This is a genomic window from Polyangium jinanense (genome assembly GCF_028435365.1).
Genome location: NZ_JAGTJJ010000003.1, coordinates 1 through 22,249, shown reverse-complemented (window position 1 = coordinate 22,249; position 22,249 = coordinate 1). Strand labels below are relative to the sequence as shown.

At 67.2% G+C, this 22,249-nt stretch carries 17 protein-coding genes; 8 read left to right on the top strand and 9 right to left on the bottom strand.

Translation table 11 applies throughout. From position 1 onward, the window contains the following. Position 1: 1 nt before the first annotated feature. Both KEG57_RS09315 and KEG57_RS09310 read right to left on the bottom strand, forming a co-directional pair. Complete coding sequence (locus KEG57_RS09315; RefSeq protein ID WP_272419295.1) at positions 2-1,624, bottom strand: PAS domain S-box protein; 1,623 nt, start codon at positions 1,622-1,624, stop codon at positions 2-4. A 102-nt stretch (positions 1,625-1,726) separates the two neighbouring features. Continuing rightward, entirely contained in the window at positions 1,727-2,476 is a 750-nt protein-coding gene (locus KEG57_RS09310) for an SDR family oxidoreductase (RefSeq protein WP_272458375.1), read from the bottom strand. Positions 2,477-2,636: 160 nt separating this feature from the next. On the opposite strand from KEG57_RS09310, the gene KEG57_RS09305 reads away from it, so the two are divergent. Then, positions 2,637-3,269 carry a TetR/AcrR family transcriptional regulator gene (locus tag KEG57_RS09305; protein WP_272419292.1) on the top strand — a complete coding sequence of 211 codons (633 nt, stop codon included), beginning with the start codon at positions 2,637-2,639 and terminating at the stop codon, positions 3,267-3,269. 16 nt (positions 3,270-3,285) lie between these two features. On the opposite strand, the gene KEG57_RS09300 is transcribed toward KEG57_RS09305, so the two are convergent. The 4 genes from KEG57_RS09300 to KEG57_RS09285 all read right to left on the bottom strand — a co-directional run bounded on the left by KEG57_RS09300 (position 3,286) and on the right by KEG57_RS09285 (position 7,934). Beyond that, on the bottom strand, positions 3,286-4,581 hold the full coding sequence (locus KEG57_RS09300) for a PAS domain-containing protein (RefSeq protein WP_272419291.1): 1,296 nt from the start codon (positions 4,579-4,581) through the stop codon (positions 3,286-3,288). A gap of 106 nt (positions 4,582-4,687) precedes the next feature. Beyond that, a complete protein-coding gene (locus tag KEG57_RS09295; protein ID WP_272419288.1) occupies positions 4,688-5,542 on the bottom strand; it encodes an SDR family NAD(P)-dependent oxidoreductase in 855 nt (284 codons plus the stop codon). 42 nt (positions 5,543-5,584) lie between these two features. Continuing rightward, on the bottom strand, positions 5,585-6,133 hold the full coding sequence (locus KEG57_RS09290; protein ID WP_272419286.1) for a glutathione peroxidase: 549 nt from the start codon (positions 6,131-6,133) through the stop codon (positions 5,585-5,587). A 61-nt stretch (positions 6,134-6,194) separates the two neighbouring features. Beyond that, positions 6,195-7,934: an AAA family ATPase gene (locus KEG57_RS09285; RefSeq protein WP_272419284.1), complete on the bottom strand. Its 1,740-nt coding sequence runs from the start codon at positions 7,932-7,934 to the stop codon at positions 6,195-6,197. A gap of 372 nt (positions 7,935-8,306) precedes the next feature. Here KEG57_RS09285 and KEG57_RS09280 point away from each other — a divergent pair, with 372 nt between their 5' ends. The 5 genes from KEG57_RS09280 (at position 8,307) to KEG57_RS09260 (ending at position 12,309) form a co-directional block, all read left to right on the top strand. After that, positions 8,307-8,459, top strand: a complete 153-nt coding sequence (locus KEG57_RS09280; protein WP_272419283.1) for a hypothetical protein — start codon at positions 8,307-8,309, stop codon at positions 8,457-8,459. 512 nt (positions 8,460-8,971) lie between these two features. After that, positions 8,972-9,847, top strand: coding sequence for a 3-hydroxyacyl-CoA dehydrogenase family protein (locus tag KEG57_RS09275; protein ID WP_272419282.1), 876 nt, complete (start codon positions 8,972-8,974; stop codon positions 9,845-9,847). A gap of 49 nt (positions 9,848-9,896) precedes the next feature. Beyond that, positions 9,897-10,172 (top strand): acyl carrier protein, encoded by a 276-nt coding sequence (locus KEG57_RS09270; RefSeq protein ID WP_272419280.1) that lies wholly within the window; start codon positions 9,897-9,899, stop codon positions 10,170-10,172. Further along, entirely contained in the window at positions 10,169-11,317 is a 1,149-nt protein-coding gene (locus KEG57_RS55520) for an acyl-CoA dehydrogenase family protein (RefSeq protein ID WP_272419278.1), read from the top strand. Before KEG57_RS09270 ends, KEG57_RS55520 begins: the two co-directional genes overlap by 4 nt. Continuing rightward, positions 11,314-12,309, top strand: coding sequence for a class-II aminoacyl-tRNA synthetase family protein (locus tag KEG57_RS09260; RefSeq protein WP_272419276.1), 996 nt, complete (start codon positions 11,314-11,316; stop codon positions 12,307-12,309). Before KEG57_RS55520 ends, KEG57_RS09260 begins: the two co-directional genes overlap by 4 nt. A 21-nt stretch (positions 12,310-12,330) precedes the next feature. Here KEG57_RS09260 and KEG57_RS09255 read toward each other — a convergent pair whose 3' ends face one another. Continuing rightward, a complete protein-coding gene (locus KEG57_RS09255; RefSeq protein ID WP_272419274.1) occupies positions 12,331-12,561 on the bottom strand; it encodes an MbtH family protein in 231 nt (76 codons plus the stop codon). A 126-nt stretch (positions 12,562-12,687) separates the two neighbouring features. On the opposite strand from KEG57_RS09255, the gene KEG57_RS09250 reads away from it, so the two are divergent. Together KEG57_RS09250 and KEG57_RS09245 are read left to right on the top strand one after the other, a co-directional pair. Beyond that, complete coding sequence (locus KEG57_RS09250; protein WP_272419272.1) at positions 12,688-14,376, top strand: cyclic peptide export ABC transporter; 1,689 nt, start codon at positions 12,688-12,690, stop codon at positions 14,374-14,376. Then, positions 14,373-16,145: a hypothetical protein gene (locus tag KEG57_RS09245; RefSeq protein ID WP_272419270.1), complete on the top strand. Its 1,773-nt coding sequence runs from the start codon at positions 14,373-14,375 to the stop codon at positions 16,143-16,145. The genes KEG57_RS09250 and KEG57_RS09245 overlap by 4 nt, the downstream gene beginning before the upstream one ends. 21 nt (positions 16,146-16,166) lie before the next feature. On the opposite strand, the gene KEG57_RS09240 is transcribed toward KEG57_RS09245, so the two are convergent. Then, a complete protein-coding gene (locus KEG57_RS09240) occupies positions 16,167-19,004 on the bottom strand; it encodes a penicillin acylase family protein (RefSeq protein ID WP_272419268.1) in 2,838 nt (945 codons plus the stop codon). A gap of 15 nt (positions 19,005-19,019) precedes the next feature. Further along, on the bottom strand, positions 19,020-22,249 hold a 3,230-nt coding region (locus tag KEG57_RS09235; protein WP_272458374.1), incomplete at its 5' end, for a non-ribosomal peptide synthetase.

Sequence of the window (22,249 nt, the reverse complement as noted above, 5' to 3'; positions counted from 1 at the left end):
TCTACCGCGCCGGCGCCTTCGCATGGGCGCTGCGGCCCGAACGCCCGATGGCGTGCGCGACGCCTTGCTCCAGGGTGCTCACCGTCTTGATGCCGCGCATATCGATGCCGAGCTCCACGAGCGTCCGCGCGGCCGCGGGGCGCACGCCCGTCAGGACCACGTCCGCGCCGAGGAGCCCCGCCGCCTGCGCCGCCTGCACGAGGCCGAGCGCGACGGGCGTGTCCACCGTGCGAACGCCGGTGATGTCGAGGATCGCGACCTCGGCGCGATGCGCGACCACGCCCTGGAGCAGCGCCTCGAGTACGAGCGCCGCCCGGCTTTCGTCGATGGCGCCGACGAGCGGCATGAGCACGACGCCCGAGGCAATGGGCAAGAGCGGCGTCGACAGCTCGCGCAAGGTCTCGCGTTGCGCCTCGATGATCCGGACCTGGAACGTCGCCTGCTCCGCCTCGGCGCGCCGCAGATCGGTGATGTCGGACGCGATGCCGCAGATCGCATACGCCTTGCCGTTCGTGTCGAACAGCGGGAACTTGGAGCCGAGAAAGACGCGCACGCCATTTTTCGTGGGAATGTTCGTTTCGATCTGGATCGGCCCGCCCGCGTCGAAGACTCTCTGGTCATCCGCGCGATGCTTCGCGAGGACGGCGGGCGGAAGGACTTTGGTGTCCACCTTGCCGATCGCGAAGTTGGGCTCGAAGCCCATCCCCTCGTCGAAGGCGCGGTTCGTCAAGGTATAACGTCCTTCGAGATCCTTGACGAAGAGCATGATGGGCGCGTTCGTCATGACCGCGTGCAGCATCCCCTCGCTCCGGTCGAGCGCCTCGCGGTCCCGTTTGTGGTCGGTGATGTCGATGCCGCTGGCCACGACCGCGATCGCTCGTCCCTCGCCGTCGCGCAGGCGCCCGACGTTCCATTGCAGGACACGGACGGTCCCGTCCCGCGACGTGATCGGGTTCTCGAAGCCGCGCGTCTCCTCGCCCCCGAGCACCTTGCGCATGTCGACCGCGACCGCGGCCCGCGCCTCCGCGGGGACGAACCATTCGAGGTAGTTTTTCCCGAGGATCTCGTCCCTCGACCAACCGTAGAGGCGCTCGGCCTCGCTGTTCCATTCGAGAATGGTGTGGTCCTCGCCGATGATCACCACGACGCTCTTGACGGCGTTCACCAGGCTGCGAAAACGCGCTTCGCCATCGCACCGAGCCGCGTCGGTGGCCGAGACGGCGCATCGCGCGAGCGCGCTTGCCGCTTCATCGTGCGTAGCGAGCAGCCTGTCGAGCGCGTCGGCGTAGGCCGCGGCATCGAGCGGTGATGCAGGCCCGGCGCGGAGCGCGCGCTGGAAATGACGCCGGGCCCCCGAAAGCACGCGGAGCACCTCGTCGACGGGCGCCCCGCGCCGCCCGAGGTCCAGCGCAGCCGCCGTGACGCGCGCGGCGGCCCCGTCTTCCCCGACGAGCGCGCCGATCGTCGCGTCCACGACGGCCTCGGACCACGCAGCGACCTCCGCCGTCGTCGCCTTGCCGAGGAGCGCGTCTGCAGTCATCGCATCACGAGCCACCGAAAGCGCCAGATCGCGCGCCTGGCTGTCGAGAAACGCGCGATACGTGCTCGCCGAGGGATCGCTCATCTCGCACTCCTGTCCGTCTGCGATGGAGAGGGCATCACGACACCTCACCCATCCAGGGGCGTCAAGCGCTCGACGCAGGGTCCCGACGCGGCTCGACGCGGTTCAGATCTGCGCGTACCCGCCGTCGACGAAGAGCTCGGCGCCGTTGACGAAGCTGCTCGCGTCGGAGGCGAGGAACACGGCGGCCTTGCCTACCTCGTCCGGATCGCCGAGCCGGCCGAGAGGGATCGCGGTCGCGAGCCCCTGGAGGAGCGCCTTCGCCTGCTCTTCCGTCGGCGCGATCCCCGCGAGGCCCGGGGTCTTGATGGGTCCGGGGCTGATCACGTTCACGCGAATGCGACGCGCTTTGAGGTCGAGGATCCAGCTCCGCGCGAAATTGCGCACGGCCGCTTTCGTCGCGCTGTAGACGCTGAACGCCTCGGTGCCCATCGTCGCCGTGGTCGAGGCATTCAGGATGACCGAGCCGCCGTCGACGAGAAGTGGCAATGCCTTCTGCACCGTGAAGAGCACGCCCTTCACGTTCGTATTGAATGTTTTGTCGTAATGCTCCTCGGTGATCGCGCCGAGCGGGGCGAATTCGCCGCCGCCGGCATTCGCGAAAACCACGTCGATGCGGCCCGCCTGCTCGCCGACGATGGCATAAAGCCGGTCGAGATCCGCGAGGTTCGCCGAATCGGCGCGGACGCCGATGGCGCTCGTCCCGATCGCCGTGACCGCCGCGTCGAGCTCGGCTTGACGCCGGCCCGTGATGAAAACGCGCGCGCCTTCCGCGGCGAATCGCTTGGCCGCGGCGAATCCGATGCCCGTGCTCCCGCCCGTGACGACGGCAACTTTTCCTTCGAGTGCGCCCATGATCATTCTCCAGTTTCTTTGTTCGGTTTGGTCCGCCGGGCACGCGCGCCGACGTGGTAGGTTGGGTCGCCGACGACGAGGTCGTTCGTGTCGGCGTTGTTGACCACTCGGTCCAGTATGAGACTTGTGGACCGATCGGTCAAGTACCATAGAGAGAAGTATGGGTCGTCCACGTAAGTTCGAGGTGGAACAGGTGCTCGAGGCCGCGCGGGACCAGTTCTGGGAGAAGGGGTACGCGGCGACGTCGCTCGACGACCTGATGCGGGCGACGGGGCTCGGAAAGGGCAGTCTTTACGCGGCGTTCGGCGACAAGCGCCAGCTCTTCCTCGCCGTCCTCGACGCCTACGCCGCCTGGCGCCTCGAGGTCATGCGCGCCGCGCTCGGCAGCGAGGCGAAGGCGATCGACCGCCTGCGAAACCTCTTCCAGGCCGCCGCTCGACCGCCCGAAACCACCCTCGGCGATACGCGCGGGTGTTTGCTGGTCAACAGCACCGCGGAGCTCGCATCACACGACCCCGAGGTGCGGACGCGGGCGCGGGAGACGTTCGCAGCCCTGGAGGACCTCTTCGTCGAGCTTGTGGAGCAGGCGCGGGGCGAGGGCGACCTTGCGCCGGACACCGACGCGCGCGAGCTCGGGCGGCTCTTGCTCGCGGTCCATCAGGGGATGGAGTTCCTCGCAAAGACGGGGATGGAGCGCGAGGCGCTCGGTCGGATCGCAGAGGCGGCCCTCGAAAAGGTGCTCGGCGTGGCGCCGGCGTGCCGTGAGGCGAAGGGACGACGCCGGCAGATGTGAGCCGATCCGGCCGGCGTCAGCGCCGTTTTCCGGCCTGACCCGTGGCGTAGGCGATACCGCTCGCCAGCGTGCCACGAACGACCAGCGATGTGAGCGGCACATCGAGCTCGACCAAGGTCCGAGCGACGTCCGACCGGATCCCCGTCAGCACGACCTGCGCGCCGACGAGCCCGAGCGCCTGCGCCGTGCGCATGAGCGTATTGGCGACGTGGGTATCCACCTGCCTGACGCCGGTGATGTCGATGATCACGACGCGCGTCTGCTTCGCCACGGCCGCATGCAGCACCGTCTCCAGCATCTGATCGGCGCGGCGAGCGTCGATGGCGCCGATGAGCGGCAGCACCATGATGTCCTCGCGGATGGGGATGAGGGGCGTGGACAGCTCTTCGAGGAGCGCGCGCTGCACGCGGATCACCTCGTCCTGCAAGGCCGTACGCGCCCGCTCGGCCTCCTCGCGCGCCGCGAGCTCTTGCTCGAGCTGCACGGCCTGGAAGCGAATGATATCGGCGGACTGTTTGCGCTCCGTGACATCTTGCACGGTGCCGAGCATTCGCAGCGGCGCGCCCGAATCGCTGTAGAAGACTTTGCCCTGCTCGTGGACGACGCGGACCTCGCCCGTCGGCAACACGATGCGGTGCTCGATGCTGTAAGGGGCGCGCTCGTTCACGGCCTTGTTCACGGCCACCACGACCATGTCGCGATCGTCGGGGTGAATCGTGTTCACGAACGCCTGATAGCTGACGTCGAACTTCTGCGGCTCGTAGCCAAAGATGCGGAAGATCTGGTCGGACCAGGTCAAGCCCCCCGTGGGAATGTCCCAGTCCCAGTTGCCCATTCTTCCGATCTCCTGGGCCCAGAGCAAACCTTCCTCGCTCGCGCGGAGCGCGCTCTCCGTCTTTTTCTGCGCGGTCACGTCGCGAAGATGGACGAGCGCCCCGCCTTCCGGGTCGACCGGGCACGGCGTGACGACGAGCGAAAACCACCGCTCGGCCTCGTCCGCCGCAACGCACGTGCCGAGCTCCAGGTCGAAGCGCGCGCGTCTGCCCGCGATCACCTCGGCGATGCCAGCGCGCATGGCCTCTCGGTTCGTCTCGTGAATGTCGAGCATCGCATCCGGGGGCGTGGATGTGGCGAGCTCGCGGCTCCGCGGCCCCGGCTCGGCGTCGTCGGCGAGCCGATACCAGGCGAGGTTGGCGTAACGAATTCCCCCACGCGCGTCGACGAGCGCCACCGGATCCGTGAGCGCATCGAGAGCAGACCACGCTCCCGAGGCGAAATGGGACGAGCTCCCCGACGGCGTGTCCTTCAACATGTCAGCCCCCCGAAACCCGAACACCGATGCGTTGCATCCGTAAGGTTACGGTGTAGGTGAAGTTGCCGTCAAGGTTCGACGAGCGATCGCGCTCGACGACACCGTGCTATTTCTTCGCCGAGGCGAACGTCTTGAATGCCTCGGCGAAGTCGGGGTGCCACCGCGAGAGCGGCGGGCGGTTCTCGACGATATCGCCGGCCGCCCAGAGGATACGGCGCTCGTCGAGCTCGCGCGGCACCTCGTTGTCCGGGCACAGAATGTAGAACTCATTCTGGCCAAGACGCTCCATCATGAAGTCGATCGTCTGCTCCGGCGTCCACGCCCCCGCGGGCTTCTCGGTCCGACCGGACGCGGTAAGCTCGGTGAAGACGAAGCCTGGGATGAGCAAGTGCGCCCGGATCTGACAGCCTGGCGTGTTGCGAAGCTCGTGTTCGAGCGCCTCGGTGAAAACCTTCACGCCGGCCTTGGAGACGTTGTACGCCGGGTTGCCCGGCGGCGTGGTGATGCCTTGCTTGGAGCCGGTGTTGATCACGAGGCCCGCAAGCCCTCGCTCGAGCATCCGGGGCACGAACACCTGCGTGCCGTGAATGACGCCATAGAGGTTCACCTCGAGCGTCCGCGAAAAGCTCTCCCAAGGTCCGAGCACGGTGCTTCGAGGCCCGATGCCGGCGTTGTTCATGAGAACGTTCGTCCCGCCAAACCGCGCGGTGACGGCGTCTTCGAGCGCGACGAGCGCCTCCACGCGGCTGACGTCGGTCTCGGAGGTCATCACGTCGGCGTCGCCGCCCTTCGCCACCGCCACGACCGCCTCACGCGCCCGTGCGAGGCGATCGGCGCCGAGGTCGACGATGCAGACACGAAGGCCGAGCGACGCGAACTTTTTCGCCGCAGCGAGCCCAATGCCAGAGGCGCCGCCCGTGACGACGGCGACAGCGCCCGGAGTGAGTGCGGGGTGAGTCATGACAAACCGTCTCCTACGATGAGAAGGGTTTTGCTTTCACGCCTACGCGAGCGCTCGCTCGATCGCAGACACGATGAGCTCGGCGTCGGGCGGGACGTCGGGCGAGAAGCGGTCGACGACCTGGCCGTTGCGATCGATGAGGAATTTCTCGAAGTTCCAGAGGATCTCGTGCGGCGCGCCCGGGTCGATGCCGTAGCCGATGAGCCTCGCCCTGAAATCGCTGCCCGGGAGCGCGCGCGCCTCGGGCTTGGCCGAGGTGAGCTCGCGGTAGAGCGGGTGCTGGCCCTCGCCCTTGACGACGATCTTGGAGAAGAGCGGGAAGGTGACGCCGTACGAGGTGGAGCAGAACGACTGGATTTCGGCGTTCGTTCCAGGCTCCTGCGCGCCAAACTCGTTCGCGGGAAAGGCGAGGACCTCGAGGCCCTGGTCCTTGTACTTACGATAAAGCGCTTCGAGCGCCTCGTACTGCGGCGTGAGCCCGCACCGCGAGGCGACGTTGACGACGAGGCGAACCTTGCCGGTGTACACGCCAAGCGAGGAGGGACGGCCATCGATGGTGTGGACGGGGATCTGTTCGAGAGAAGATGCCATGAGGTGGGATTACTCGTGGCGGGAGCGAGGTGCAATCGGCTTTAAAGCCGGAGATGTGCTGCTACCGTGAAGGCAAACGCCTGGGTGGTGCACGACGCGAACGTACCCAGGCGCGCTTGCCCGAGAACACGACCGCGATCTCGTGGATCGGCTTCGCGCCTCGCTCGTAGAGCTCCTGTGCATACGCGAGCGTCTCGATCTGCAAGAGCGCGGTCTCCAGCGTAGCTTCGACCTTCTCCTTGCTGGGGAGCTTGGAGCCTCGCGCCGGCAGGACCTTGAACTCCATCACCACACCAGGCAAACCCGGCCTCTTCGGGGTCAGCATCACGTCGTATCGCCCGTGCCCCGATTCGCGGTTCGATCTCACCTCGAAACTCCGCTCTTCCAGCGGGAGGAGCAATGTCATCAGGAAGATGTGATAGTGCGCTTCGATGTCTTTGAGGGCGCGATCGTGGTTCGAAAACCTGATCAGGAAGCCCTCCAAGACAATGGCGAGCCGCTCCGCGTTCCCCTCGAAGAGGGAGAGCGCGAGCTGATCAAGCCCCCGGTTACCACTGATGCCCGCATCCATCCACCGCTTGAAGATGCGCGTGAACCTCCCCTTGACCTCTCGGTTTGGGAACGAGAGCTTGCAGAGGGGCTCGCCATCTTGGTCTTCCTCGCGCTGCGCGATCACCTCGGCCCGCAGGTAGCCGGCCATCGCCAGGATACTCCACACCGTTTCTTGGTGGTTCGTCGCGTCCCGCAGCGCGATATGGTCCTGGATGGGTTTCTCGATGGCTTCTTCGCGCAGCAGCTTCTCGAAGTCCTCGTAACATTCGGAGAACCACCGGACGATCAGCTCTTCGGAGATGTCGTTCGGGCTCTCCCTCGCCCAGTAGTCGAGGAACCGCACGTCCTTCTGGCGCACGAAATTCAGCACGGACCATGGATTGAAGATCGACTGCCCGCCAAACAGATACCCCTGATACCACTGGCGCACCTGTTCGATCTGATCATACGTTCCGGCGTCGCGAAGGATCTTCGTCGTCTCCTCCTCGGTAAACCCGAACGACGTCGCGCATTCCGAACAGAGGATCGAATACGTCACGACGTTGTTGAGGCCCGAGAAGATGCTTTCGTTGGAGACCCGAAGGATGCCCGTCAGGACGCCTTTGAACAGGTGGGGATTGTCCTTGATCCCCGAATGAAGGAACTTTCGAATCAGCTCCACCGTATCGACGAACGATCTGTGCATCTGGGACAGGTGCAGCGGCGCGTCGTATTCGTCCACGAGGATGACCACACGCTTGCGATGATACCGGTGCAGGTACCGTGACAAATCCTCCAGCGCCGAGCACAGAAGGGCCTCGTCCGCGCGACGCTCGAAAATCTCCAGGAAACGCGCGCGCTCGTGCGGCGTGAGCGCGTCCTCGGTCAGGAGATAGGAATGCGCCTCGTAGATCCGCCGGGCCTCCTCGCGGAGCGTCTGCCGCGCCTCCTCGCGATCACGGGCCCACACGGTGCCGAGGCGCGTGTAGATGACCGGGTACTGCTGGAAATGCGCGAGGGCGTCCGAATCCCGCATGACCGCGAGCCCCTCGAACAACGGCCGCCGGTCCTCCGGGCTCCGTTCGAGGAAGTACTTGAGCATCGACAGGTTGAGCGACTTGCCGAACCGCCTCGGCCGAGGAAACAAAAGCACCTGCGGCGGCGCCCGGAGGACGTCACAGATCAACTCCGTCTTGTCGACGTAGTACCGGCCCCCCTCGCGCAGCGCCCTGAAGTCCGAGACCCCGATCGGGACGTCAAGCGGTCGCATGCGGTCCTCCCCGACGAAGCACCGAGGTTCGCCGCAGGCCGAAGGAAAAACCGCGGGTTTGACCACGGGTCCAGAAGATGAACGGTTTCCGGCGGGACGTCGCCATGATCGTACTCCTCTCGGGTCTGCCTCCAGGCCTGTTTGCCTCGTACACCCCTCCGCGGTCAAACTCAAGGGGCGAATGCTCGGCCGTCGAACCTGCCGGTCGTTTTTTTCAACCCTCTCGGTTCGTCCAGACGAACTCTCGCCCGGCTCTCGTGACCACGGACGGCACCGGCGGGCACTGGGGGCTCGAGCAAGTGTCCGCGACGGCGCTCGTCGGGCTCCGTGCACCATGTAGGCGACCACGTGGGGGCGACCGAGGACGGCGGCGTGCGCGAGCTCTACGTGCTGCAGGGGATGAACCGGCGGCTGGTCTACCGCGCAACGGAACAGATCAACGACGTGGGCGTGGATCGGAGAGGCACCAGTCTCGTGTGCTTGAAAGAGGAGCGCTCCGAGCCCACCGCCCACGAAGTCGGGTGACCCAAAAAACGACGGGTACGATAGAGATTGTTCGGCATGGCGAAGCTTGTTCGCGACGGTCTCCAAGGAGCGGTCGTCGTCGTCCGGCCAGAAGCTCGACGCTCGCATCTTCTAAGCGACCGCCAGCGCGTCGGTCGTCGCTGGGCTCGAGGGGACGGGATACGATTCGAGCGTCAAAGCCTACAAAGCCGCCCCCATCCTGCTTCTGATCGTCGCGAAAGGTTCATTCACTGCGCATCACAAGAGGTGCAGAGGTACCTCGACGCGATTGTCATTCCAACCCCCGCACCCCCGGTTCTCTCCTCGCGCCCTCGCCGCATGCGACCGTGAGGTTCCACCGAAGACCGCCTCATTTTCCTCTGGACTCGAACCGTAGTCTCATATACAAAACAGCGCCGAAGCGCTGGGGGCTCCACTTCGATTCCCCTCCCACAAGGCGAGCTGCCACGCAGCGGCCCGCGGAGGCGAGCAGAGTTCGCGGCGTGGTTGGCACGTTTCCCGGAGGAGGCTCGATGCAAATGAAGACGATTGGTGTCCTGGGTGCTGGCGTCATGGGCACGGGTGTCGCCCATGCCCTCGCCGAGAGCGGGCACCGGGTGATCCTCAACGACGTGAGCGAGGAGCAGCTACGGAAGGCCCGCCAGAACATCCGGAAGAACCTGCGCATGTACCGCCTCCTGCAGGCGCGCTCCTCGGGGGCGCCGACAGGCCCGGACGCGAACGACGCGGAGACGCTCGGCCGGATCGAGACCACGACGGAGCTCGCGCCCCTCCGCGCGGCGGATTTCATCGTCGAGAACGTGACCGAGAAATGGGAAATCAAGCAGGAGCTGCACGCTCGTCTCGACCAGCTCGACATGCCCCCCGTGCCGGTCGCCGTCAACACCTCGGCCATCCCGATGGCGCGCTTCGCCGCCCTTTATTCGAAGCCGGGGCGCATCGTCGGCATGCATTTCATGAACCCCGTCCCGCTCATGCCGATGATCGAGGTCATCCGCGGCGAGGCCACGGCCGAGGACACCCTCGGCGCCGCCAAGCAGCTCACCACGCAGATGCGGAGGCAATGCATCGTCGTCAAGGACTCGCCCGGCTTCGTCACGAACCGCGTCATGATGCTGACCGTCAACGAGGCGGTGTTCCTGCTCCACGAGGGCGTCGCCTCGGCTGAGGACATCGATCGCCTCTTCCAGACCTGCTTCAACCACCGGATGGGCCCGCTGGCGACCGCGGATCTGATCGGGGTCGATACCGTCCTTTACTCCATCGAGGTGCTGCACCGAGAGTTCAAGGACGACAAATACCGCCCCTGCCCCCTCTTCCAGCAGATGGTCGATCAAGGGCTGCTCGGCCGCAAGAGCGGCCGCGGCTTCTACCAATACGATGTCTGAGGCCGGGATCCTGGCCACGCAAACGCTTATTCATAAGGAGCACAAGTACATGTCGCAAAGCACGATCAAGGTTGATGTGAAGGCGTTCCTCTCGCGGCACGTCCGGGGCGTGGACGTGAAGGACAGCGACGATATCTTCACGATGGGGCTCGTGAACTCCATGTTCGCCATGCAGCTCGTCGAGTTCATCGAGAAGCGCTTCGAGGTCGAGATCGGGCCCGACGACCTCGAGATGGACAACTTCCGCAGCATCGACGCGATCGCCGCGCTCGTGGAGCGCAAATCGTCGGGCGACGGGCCCCGGGCAAACGCGGAGGGCGCGTGAAGATCGCGCTCTCCGAGGCGCAAGAGCTCGCGCGCCGTACGTTCCAGCGCTTCGCCAAGGAGGAGGTCGCGCCGCACGCGGAGCTCGTCGATCGCGAGGAGCGGATCCCGAGGTCGGTGGTCGAGGCGCTCGCGCGCGAGGGATATCTTGCGAGCGGCCTGCCCGAGGAGTTCGGCGGGCGCCACGCCGATCCCATCGTGCGCGGCTTGATGCACGAGGCGCTCGGATACGAGAGCGCCTCGATCCAGGGGCTCGTGAACGTCCACCACATGGCGACGTCCGCGCTCGCGCGCTGGGGCACGGCGGCGCAAAAGCAAGCGTGGCTCCCTCGGTTCACCCGAGGCGAGCTGCTTGCCGCCTTCGCGCTGACCGAGCCGAACGTCGGGAGCGACGCCCTCGTCGAGACCACGGCGGAGGTGGACGGCGACGATTACCTGCTCACCGGCACCAAGCAATGGATCACCTGCGGAGCCATCGCGGACGTGTTCGTCCTCTTCGCGCGCGTGGGCGACGCGCCCACGGCGTTCCTCGTGCCGGCCAACGCCGAGGGGTTCTCCAGGACGCCCATTCAAGGCATTCTCGGCTGCCGGGGCTACATGCTGGCGAGGCTCGTGCTCGATCGATGCCGCGTCCCGAAGGCGCATCGGATCGGCACGCAGGGCTTCGGCATCTCCCACGTGATGAGCGCGGGCCTCGACAATGGGCGGTACAACCTCGCGTGGTCCTGCGTCGGCCAGGCCCAGGCTTGCCTCGACGCGAGCCTCGCGTACACCGACCAGCGAAAGCAGTTCGGCGCGCCGCTCAAGGACTTTCAGCTCATCCAGCGGCTGCTCACGCGGATGATCGTCGGCGTCCAGAGCGCGCGCATGCTCTGCTGGCGAGCCGGCCACGCCCGCGCGGAGCGCCTGCATACCGCGTCGTACGAGGCGATGATCGCCAAGTACCAGGCGTCCACCGTCCTGAACGAGGTGGCGAACCAGGCCCTCCAGATCCACGGCGCGAACGGCTGCGGCAGCGAATACCCCATCCAGCGGTACCTCCGGGACGCGCGTATCATGGAGATCATCGAGGGGAGCACCCAGATGCTGGAGATCATGATCGCGAAGCTCGGCTCTGCCGACGCAGCTGCATCGAGGAGCGCATGAACAAGCCGCGCGCGTACCGGACGAAGATCCTTCGTGAATGCACCGCGTCCCGCGTGATCGGCCTCGACGGCGACGACGCGCTCATGGCGTCCCCTGACGTCCATGCGCTGGACCCGGGACTCGTGGCCCTCCGCGGGGATGTGCTCGCGCTCTTTCGATTCTTCGAACGCACCTTCCTCCGCCTCTCGCGCCGCTTTCACGCGAAGGAGAGCCACTATCCGGTCCTTTTGCCCATGCGGATTCTCGAGGAGGTCGGCTACTTCGGCCATTTCCCGCAGCACGTCACGTTCTGCACGCACCTGCCCGAGGATCTACCGATCATCGAGTCCGTGGCGCGCTCCGCGAACGAAAACGAGGGGCGGCTCGTCGAGGAGCTACGCGCGCGCGTCCAGACCGTCACGCACGCGCTCAAGCCCGCCGTCTGCCTTCCTTGTTATGGTCAGCATCGCGGCGCGCGGATCCCGGAGGGCGAGGTCCTGCGCGTCACCATGCAGAATCATGTCTTCCGCCATGAGACCACCCCCTACGACGCGCTCGCTCGCCTGTGGGACTTCCAGGTCCGCGATATCGTGTTCATGGGCGCCTTCGACCGGCTGAAGGCGCTCCGCCAGGAGGTCATGGACGCGGCGATGGATCTCTGCGAGGCGCTGGATCTGACGGCCCGACTGGAGCTCGCCAACGATCCCTTCTTCCTCAGCGAGAACACGAACAAGATCGTCTACCAGCGGCTCGGGGAGGTCAAATACGAGCTGATGCTGCGGATTCCCCACCGCGACATGGACGTGGCTGCGTCCTCGTTCAACCTGCACCGGGAGTTCTATGCGTCGGTCTACGACATCCGGCACCACGACGGCACGGCCGCGGAGACGGCGTGCATGGGCTTCGGCATCGAGCGCTGGGTCTACGGTTTTCTGAGCCAAAAGGGAATGGACCCACGTGGCTGGCCCGAGCAGGTCACGCACTTCATCGACCGCGACGCCTCGGGATCGTGAGCATGGCTCGCCCAGGCGGCGTCAGCTCGATTTGTCGGCGGCGGCCTCCATCTGCTTCCTCAAGCTGAGCGGGCGCATGTCCGTCCAGACTTGCTCGATGTATTCGAGGCACTCGCTCTTCTTGCCCGTCTTGCCCACGGCGCGCCACCCGGCAGGGATCTCACGCTCGACGGGCCATATCGAGTACTGCTCCTCGTGGTTCACGACCACGATAAAGTTCGAATTGTCGTCATCCAGCACGCTCGTCGCCATGCGCGCAACCTACCACGGGCCCCGCGGGGCACGCAAGGTTCTCCCCATGCCCGCGCGGCGCGCGGACCACGTGGCCGGGGGATCGGGCCGCGCTGCTCGATTTCCACGGGAAAGAATGCAATCGTCATGAGGCTCGTCAAGCTACTCCTCCGGCAGTCCTTCGGGCTCGTGGTTCTCTCGGTCCTTTGTGGCCTCCTCTCGGGCGCCGCATTCGCGGCGCTGGTGGCGCTGCTCAACGAGGCGCTGGCCAGTGACGAGGGGCGCCTCGGGGACCTCGGCGTGAAGTTCGTCGCCGTCGCGGCCCTGGCGCTCGTCACGCGGGTGGCTTCGCAGGTTCTCTTGACCTGGGTCCGCCACAGGGCGCTGCTCGAGATGCGCCATCACCTCGCGTCGCGTATCCTCGCCGCGCCATTACGATCGCTCGAGGAGCAAGGCCCGCACCTCGTTCTCGGCGCGCTGATGGAGGGCGTGGTGACGGCGGGCACGGGGCTCTCGATCCTGCCGTTCTTCTTCACGAACGTGATCGTGATCCTGGCGTCGCTGTCGTACCTCGCCTGGCTGTCCCTGGGCGCGCTCGGCGTCATGCTCGCCTGCATCGTCGTCGGGCTCGTGACGTACTGGATCCCGACGATCCACGCGATGCGCCTCCTCGAACAAGGGCGCAACGTGCAGGACACGGTGTTCAAGCAATTTCAATCGCTCGTGAGCGGCATCAAGGAGCTCAAGCTGCACCGCCGACGCCGCGGGGCGTTCCTCGACGAGCACCTCGTGCCGACGATCGAAAAAATGCAGCGGCTCGGTGTGAAGAGCCAAAACTTCTTCACGGGATCGAGCGCCTGGGGGCTCTTGTTTTTCTTCGTTTTTCTCGGCGTGCTCGTGTTCGTCTACCAGCGCTGGGTCCCGCTCGATCGCGCGACGCTCACCGGCTATGCCCTGGCGACGCTGTACATCCAGCAGCCGCTCGGGGCGATCATGGACATGATCCCCGTCATCGGGCAGGGAGAGGTCGCCGTGCAGAAGATCGAGAAGCTCGGCTTGTCGCTCAGCACGGAGCGAAATCTTGCGCCGCGTGCCGAACCCCCGGAGGCGCCGCGCGCCTTCGAGGTCATCGAGCTGTCGAAGGTCACGCACACGTATCACCGAGAGAATGAAGAGGGGGGTTTTACCCTCGGCCCCATCGACCTGACGCTGCGGCGCGGCGAGCTCGTGTTCGTGGTGGGAGGCAACGGCAGCGGGAAGACGACTCTGGCCAAGCTGATCACGGGCCTGTACACCCCGGAGGGAGGCGAAATCCAGCTCGACGGTCGGCCCGTCTCGGACGCCGACCGGGAAGACTACCGCGAGCTCTTCTCGGCGATTTTCTCCGATTTCCACGTGTTCGACGTCTTGCTCGGGCTCTCGCCCGCGCAGCGGGAGACGCGCGTCAAGCATTATCTCGCGCGGCTGCTTCTCGACAAGAAGGTGGCCGTGGTGGGCGGCGCCCTCTCGACCACCGCGCTGTCGCAGGGGCAGCGCAAGCGGCTGGCCTTGCTGGCGACATACCTGGAGGACAGGCCCATTTACCTGTTCGACGAGTGGGCCGCGGACCAGGATCCTCAATTCAAGGACGTATTTTATCGAGAGCTCTTGCCGGAGCTGCGCAGCCAAGGGAAAACCGTGGTCGCCATCACGCACGACGATCGTTACTTCGATCTGGCTGACCGCGTGGTGAAGCTCGAGGACGGCCGCCTCGCAGCCGACGCGACGCTCCGCGCCGGATCGACGCCCAAGGCCGCCGCCGGCGCACCTGTCCTGCCCCCGATGGACCAGCCATGAACGCGTCGAGACGGCCGCCCGCGTCCGAGGGCGCGCGCGGGCCACGCTGGCGATGGCGGTTCTTGCCTCTCGCCGTCGCCTTGCTCGCGCTCGCCTTGTATTCGCCTGCGCTGCGCGGCGGTTTCTTCGAGGATGACTGGGTGGGAATGGCGGCGCTCGAGGGATACGACATCTCGAACGCGCGCCCCCTGGATCTGTATCGCCTGTCGAGCGGGCAGGCCGAGGACGTGCGCCGGTTGATCCACGACGGCGCGCTGCCATGGTGGACGCAGCCCGATTTCCGATTCGCGCTCTTTCGCCCGATCGCGAGCGCGTCCTTCTTGCTCGACCATACGCTCTTCGGGCTCGAACCCCTCGGCGCACACGTGCACTCGCTCCTCTGGTTCGCGGCGCTGCTCGCCGCGGTCTGGACGCTCTATCGACGCGCCTTCGAGCCATCGATCGCGCTCCTTTCCTTCGCGCTCTTCGCGCTCGACGAGGGCCACTGGGAGGCCGTGAGCTGGGTCTGCGGCCGCCACCTGCTCATCTCCGCCACGCTCGGGACGCTCGCGCTCGCGCTCGCGCTGCGGCCCTCCGAGGCCGCCCCCCGCCGCGCGCGGGCCGCGAGCTTGCTTCTTTTTGCAGGATCGTTCGTCGCCGGCGAGGGCGCGCTTCAGATGCTGCCTTTGATGGTCGCGGTCGAGCTCTCGCGCGACGCGCCGCTGCGCGCGCGGCTCCGACGCGCCGCGGCCCCCGTGGCCATCACGGCGGCTTATTTCGTCCTTTATGTTCTGTACCAGCGAGGCATTCGTGGATCGGGCAACTACGCCGATCCGGTCGACGATCCACTCCGGTATGCGCTGCGGCACGTGCACAGCTTGCCGCTGCTGCTCTCGGATTTGCTGGCGGGGATCCCGACGGGCGCGTCCGGCGCCGCGTACCTCCTGATCGCCATCGGCTTCGCGGCGGTGGCCGTCTTCGTCGCGCTCGGCCGGAAGGCCTTCCCGAGCGTGTCCCGCGAGGAGCGCGCCCTCCTCGGGGCGCTCGGCATCGGGGCGATCGTCGCCATCCTCCCTTCGCTGGCCAGCGTCCTCTCGGGACGCGTGCTGCTGATCCCATCCATCGGCATCGCGCCCTGCATTGCCGTGGTGCTTCGCTACGGCTACCGGGTGGCGCGCGAGGCGCTCGGGGAACCACGGAAGCGGCGCGTCGCCTGGGGGGCGGTCGCCGTCGTGCTCGGGGTCATGCACCTCCTCGTGCCGGCGGCGCTCATCCCCTACGTCACGACGAAATTCGCGAATTTCGGACGATCTCGCGACGACGCCTTGCGATCGGCGCCGGTCGAGGACGATCCCGCCGCTGACGTCGTCGTCCTGCGCGCGCCCGATCCCATCATCGGCCCTTGGGGGGGCGTGACGCGGACCATGCTCAGCGGCGCCCGCGTCCACCGCTGGTGGACCCTCTCCCTGTCGCCGCACGAGCACGACGTCGCGCGCGTGGGCCCGTCCGTCCTCGAAATGTCGACCCGCGGGCCGTGGCTCGAGAGCTTTCAGGAGCGGGTGTTCCGGTCGCGACGCGCCGTCGTGCCCGCCGGTGCGCGCGTGCGCACCGGTGCGTTCGAGGCAGAGGTGGTGGAGGCGCGGGAGGGAGTCCCGGTGCGCGTGCGGTTCACGTTCGACCGCTCGCTGGATGATCCGAAGCTGCGATTCTTGAGTTTTCAGGACCAGCGGCTCTCGAGGATCACGATGCCACCCGTGGGGGAGACGCTCGTCCTGCCCAAGCTGGAGTAACGGCTCGGCCGGGAGGTCCCGTCACTGCGTCGAAAGCACGTGCCTCGACTCCTTGGCGGCCACGACGTCCTCCACGCGGAAGGGCACGGCGCGCGTCTGGTTCCGGCGCCAGAGATCCGCGCCGTCGCGGAAGTGGGGGCTCGCGGGGTCCCAGACATTCCCGCCAGGGATGGCATTCCAAGACCGCGGGCCGGTCGGGTCGAGATCCATGACGAAGCGCTGCGCGGCGCCGACCGCGTAGGTGAAATTGGGCGAGTCGTCGAGAGCCCAAGACGTGGTGAAATCGCTCGCGTCCACGGCGAGCAGGTCCCCGTGGCGCGGGAAACCCGTCTTGAAGACGGGATCGAGGGCGGAAGGAATGTGCATCTCGATCCACATCGGCGTGAGCGGAGCGAACGTGACCTTGTGGTGCGCGCCCCAAACAGCCTTGCTCTCTGTCGCGTTCTTGTCCAGCCACGCGATGGCGTCGAGCAGCGACCGGAGCGCGCGCTCGTGGCGGGATTCGACCGCCGGGGTGTCGATGTCGTCCCACAGGGCGCTGTCGCTCGTCGCGGGGTCGAGCGTCGCGAAGGAAGCATGGTCGTCCTCGACCAGGTGGAGGATGCCATCGAGCTGCATCGCCCGCGGAATGCCCTCTTCGCGACCGGCGCGGACGTACTCGTCGCCGAACGTGCGCCGGAGGAGACGAATGAGCCAGACGTTGAAGATCAGCGTGGCCCGAGCGGCTCGCGCCTCGACGACCTTTGGCGCCCCCTCCGCGTCGGAGAGCATTTCGCCCGTGTCCTGATCGATCCCCGCGGCGGCCAGGTAATCTGCCTCCGTCCCCCATTGCTGAAGCACGGCCTTGATTGCGGCGACGCGGTCCGGCGCGAAGGCCGGATCCGCCACCACGGCCGTCAGATCCGGGTGTGTGCCGGGCGTGGCGCGCTCCGCCTCGCCGCGCGTGATGGCCTCGACCAGGAAAGGCGCGAGGCGGGCGCCGAGGTTCGACCGCGCGTCGCCCTGATAGGTCGCCATATCCTCGGGCGTGACGGGCGCCTTGGCGCCTTCCAGGAGCGTCTTGATGCGTGACGCCCGGAAGCCGATGTCGAATTCGCAGCCGAGGTAGGCCGGGGTGCCGTCCGAGAACTTGTCGTTCGTGGGGTCGCCGTCGTCGGTGCCGCCCCAGGAATCGTTGTTTGCGGCGATGATGTACCCATTCTCGGGGTTCTTGCCCCACGGCATCATGTCTCCGGGGATGTCGTCCTCCCACTCCGCGGTCCCGTCGCCGGGGAGCGCGAGGCAAGGCAGGTTGCCCGTGCCCGTCGTGGGATCCCACGAGAGAGCGCCCGGGGCACGCTTGGGGACACGCGCGTGCGAGGTCCAGAGAATGTTGCCCGTGGTATCGCCGACGACCCAGCTCTGCGCGCCGACCTCGAATCGCTCGAGCGACGTGCGCGCCTCGTCGACCGATTTGGCAAGCATGAGGGTGAAGAGCGCCTCGAGGTCGTGGGTCGCCGCGTGCCCCGTCCAGCGCACCGAGACGGCGCCAGCCGCAGGATCGATGGGGAGGATTTTTCCATTTTCGATGGTCGGCGCGATCGGGCCGTGGTGCGGGACGATCGGGAGCTTGTACACAATCGGCTCGCTGCCCTGCACCTCGATGATCTCCTCGACGAACTCGAGGGGCACGGGCGCTCCCTTCCACATCACGGCCTTGCCATCGGGCGTGAGCTCTTCGGTGTATACGTCGGTGACGTCGTACCCGGCGACGGCGGAGCCCCAGCCAATGTGCTCGTTGTGGCCGAGCGTGATCCCAGGAACGCCGGGGAACGCGACACCGGAGACGTGCAGCCCCTCGCCCGTCGCGCCGACGTGCAACGCGACGGGCCAGAAGGTCGAAGGCGCGCCGAGCCCGAGGTGGGGATCGCTGGCGAGCAGGACATGGCCCGTGGCGCTGCGCGAGGGAGAGATGGCCCAGGTATTCGATCCGAATCCGTCGGGCGAGAGCCGCTCGTTGAACTCCGTAAGAATGCGGAAGAAGGCGTCACTCGACGCAGGCAAGCGCTCCCGCGCATTGGCGGGTGGCTTGGGCGGCCCAGGCTTCGGGCTCGGGCTCTGCGGTGTAGAGGAGGACGTGTACACGCGCTCGCGCGGCGCCAAAAGCCAGAGGTCCTGGATCATGCCCGCGCGCTTCGTGATGGAAGGATCGGGGCTGTCCGTGGGGAACGTCTTGCCGAGATCGGCGAACAGGTTGGTGTAGAACGTCTCGGCGGTCCCCTGGTTGGAGAGCTGATAGATGCGGAGGCGCGCGACCGCGAGCGAATCGATGGCCGTCCAATCCACGAGCGCCTCGAGCGGGTAATTGGTGATGCCTGCCGGCAAGGGGATCTCTCCGCTACGCAAGCGGCGGAACGCCTGGGTGATGCCGTCGGCGTACGCCTCCAGGAGGGCCTTCGCCTGGGGATCCTGGATGGACGCGTATTGCGCGGCGGCGATACGGTTCACGCCCACGGTCCGCAGGCCGATGTCCTGGTTGATGGCGGCCGGATTGATGGTCGCGAAATACTTGGCCGTCGTGCCGAGCGCGTGACGCCTGAACAGATCGAGCTGGACCGTGCGATCGAGCGCGACCATGTACCCCTCGGCGCGCATGGCGTCCGCGAGGGTCGACGCATAGATGTGCGGGCGGCCCTGGTCGTCGCGCACGATATCCACGGGGGCCGAAAGGCCGTCGATCCGGATCCGGGCATCCACGGGGAGATCCGCGCGGTCGCCGAGCGGGCCCACCGCAAGAGGAGGCGTCGAATCCGGATCCGAGCATCCGAGCAGGACGGCTCCGAGGAGCAGCGGCATCAGGCAGTAAGCTTTATACGTCATGAGTCAATCCTCCCTTCAAGAAGACCGTGGTGCACCTTGCACGATTTTCGCGACGTGGTCGACGAGAGGCGGGCGCAGGACGCTGAAATGATCGCAGGGCAGGTCCCACGTCGTAATCGTCGGGACGAGCTCGCTCCAGCCGCCGGTGGGATCCTTGAAGGAGGACACGTCCTCCTCGACGGCCAGAGCGCCCGTCGCGCGAAGGAGCGACGTCCGCACGGCGGCATTGCGGGGCACGTACGTGCGCAGCGCCCGCAGGTGCGCCTCGTAGACGCCGAGCGTGCGACGAAGGATGGTCTCCGCCATGCTTGCGGGGAAGATCCCCTGCTCGACGGCCAGCGCCGCGAGCCGGGCGTCGCGTTCGGCCGGAGAGGCCACGAGCAGGCGGCACTCCTCCTCGCTCGACAGGGTCATGCCATGCTCGCGCGCGAAGAGGAGGGCCAGCGAGACGTCGCCCGGATCCTGCATCCGCGAGGGCAAATGGGTGTCGACGAGGATGACCTCTTCGACCGGGACCCCGCGCGCCGAAAGCTCCCTGGCCATCTCGAAGGCCACGAGGCCGCCGAAGGACCAGCCGAGCAGCCGAATGGCTCCCCCGGGATGCGTCTCCAGCAAAGCATCCACATAATGCTGGGCCATCGTCACCACGTCGTCGACGGGCTCCCCCTCATCGAGCCCGCGGGCGTGCAAGGCATGGAGAGGTTGCTCGTCCCCGAGGGCCCGCGCGAGATCCAGGTACGAGAGCGCGGAGCCGCCGATGGCGTGGACGCAATAAAGGGGGGGGCGCTCGCCACGGGGCTGCAATGTGACGAGAGGCGAGCGCGGCCTTTCGCCGTCCTCGCGGAGCACGGCGGCCACTTCTTCGATTGTCGCGCCGCGTAGCAGCCGTGCGAGCGGCAATTTGCGGCCGATCTGGCTCTCGACGCGGGCGACGAGCCGCGCGGCGAGCAGCGAGTGGCCTCCGAGGGCGAAGAAGTCGTCCCGGGGGCCCACGCCGCGCACGCCGAGCAGCTCCTCCCAGAGGGCCGCGAGCTCGAATTCGAGGCGATCGAGGGAGCGCCGCGGCGCCTCGGCACGAAGCGCAGGGGCGGGCTCCGGCAGGGCGCGTCGGTCGACCTTGCCGCTCGGCGAGAGTGGCAGGGCGTCCAGCGTGACGAAGGCCGCGGGGATCATGTAATCGGGGAGCAGGCGCGCGAGGTGGTCGCGCAGCTCGGACGGCGACGGCGCGCGCTCCGGATCGGCCACGACATACCCCACGAGCCGGTCGCCGCGCAGGTTCACCGCCGCGCCCCGCACGCCCGGGTGCGCGGCGAGCGCGGCTTCGATCTCGCCTAGCTCGATCCGGAACCCACGGAGCTTCACCTGCTCGTCGACGCGGCCGAGGAACTCGAGGTCACCGCCCGGCAGCCACCGCGCGCGGTCGCCCGTGCGATACATGCGAGCGCCGAGCCCGGGCGCGAAGGGATCCGGCAAGAACCGCTCCGCGGTCAACCCATGACGCCCCTCGTAGCCGCGCGCGAGGCCGACGCCGCCGATGTAGAGCTCGCCCGGGACGCCGAGCGGGGCGGGCCGCAGGCTCGGATCCAGCACGTAGACGTGCATGTTCGGCAGCGGCCGCCCGATGGGCAAGCTGCCCTCGCTGGGCTCGTGGGCGAACATCGTCGCGCACACGGTGATCTCCGTCGGGCCGTACGCATTGATCAGCCGGCGGCCCTGCGACCAGCGCCGCGCGACCTCCGGGGGACAAGCCTCGCCGCCCACCCAGAGCAAGCGCGGCCGCGCGGCGGCGACCTCCGGCATCACCGCGAGCGCGGACGGGGGCAAAAGCGCCGCGTCGATCGCACGCTCCTCGATCAGCGACGCGAGGCCGCCGCCTGGCTGGAGCGCCTCGGCGCGCGCCAGCACCAGGCAACCGCCCACGGGCAACGCCAAGAGCAACTCGAAGACGGACGCGTCGAAGCTCGTCCGCGAGAATTGCAGCACCCGCGCGCCTTCGCCCAACCCGAAGAGGCGGCGCTGCGTCTCCGCCAGGTTGCACGCCCCGCGGTGAGCCAGCAAGACCCCCTTGGGTTTGCCCGTCGATCCCGAGGTGTAAATGATGTAGGCGAGGTTGTCCGGCCGCGCGCCGCCCTGGATTCGCGCGTCGCTCGCCGCGTCGAGCTGCGAGAGGTCGAGCAGGGCGCAGCCCGGCGCCGCGAGGCGTTCGCCGGGCTCTCCGCGGGCGATGAGCAAGCGCGCGCCGCTGTCGCGCAGCATGTATTCGAGGCGCTCGCGCGGATAGGCCGGATCGAGCGGGACGTAGGCCCCGCCGGCCTTCAGGATCCCGAGGAGCGCCGCGATCTGGTCGACGGACCGCGGGAGGCAAAGCGCAACGCGCGCCTCCGGCCCCACGCCTCGCGCGCGCAGCACGTGGGCAAACCGGTTTGCCCTGCGATCCAGCTCGGCATAGGTGACGTGCTGGCCCTCGAACAGGAGGGCCAGCACGTCAGGCGTACGATCGACCTGCGCCTCGAAGAGCTCGTGAATGCATGCGTCGTCCGGGTAGCGCGCGCCGGTGTCGTTCCATTGCGCGAACTGGCGCGTTTCGGACTCCGTCACGAGCGGCAGGTCCGCCACGCGCGCCTCCGGGGAGCGCACCGCGCTTTGCAGCAGGAGCTGGAGCCGCTCGGCCATCCGCGCAATGGTATCCTCGTCGAAGAGGTCCTTCGCGTACACCAGCGCCCCTTCGAGCGTGTCCCCTCGCTCCGTCAGGTTTAGCGTGAGGTCGAATTGGGCCGCCTCCGCGCCTTCCAGCTCGACCGGTGCCACCTCGAAGTCGCCTGCGGCGAGCGTGCTCGTCGGCGTGTTTTGCAGGACAAACATCACCTGGAAGAGCGGCTGCCGTGAAAGATCACGCGCCGGCGCGAGCTCCTCCACCAGCTTCTCGAAGGGGATGTCCTGGTGGGCATACGCGTCCAGCGTCGTCTCTTTCACCTCGGCGAGCAAGTCGACGAACCGCGGGTTTTTGCCCATATCGGCACGCAGCACCAGCGTGTTCACGAAAAACCCGATCAGCCCTTCGAGCTCCTTCTGCGTGCGGCCCGCGATCGGCGTGCCTACCGCAATGTCCTCCTGCCCGCTCAGCCGGTGCAAGAGCGCCTGAAACCCGGCCAGCAGCACCATGAACAGCGTCACGCCCTGCCGCCGCGCGAGCGCGCGCAGCCCCTCGGTGAGCTCAGCGCCCAGCGAGACCTTCACGCTCGCTC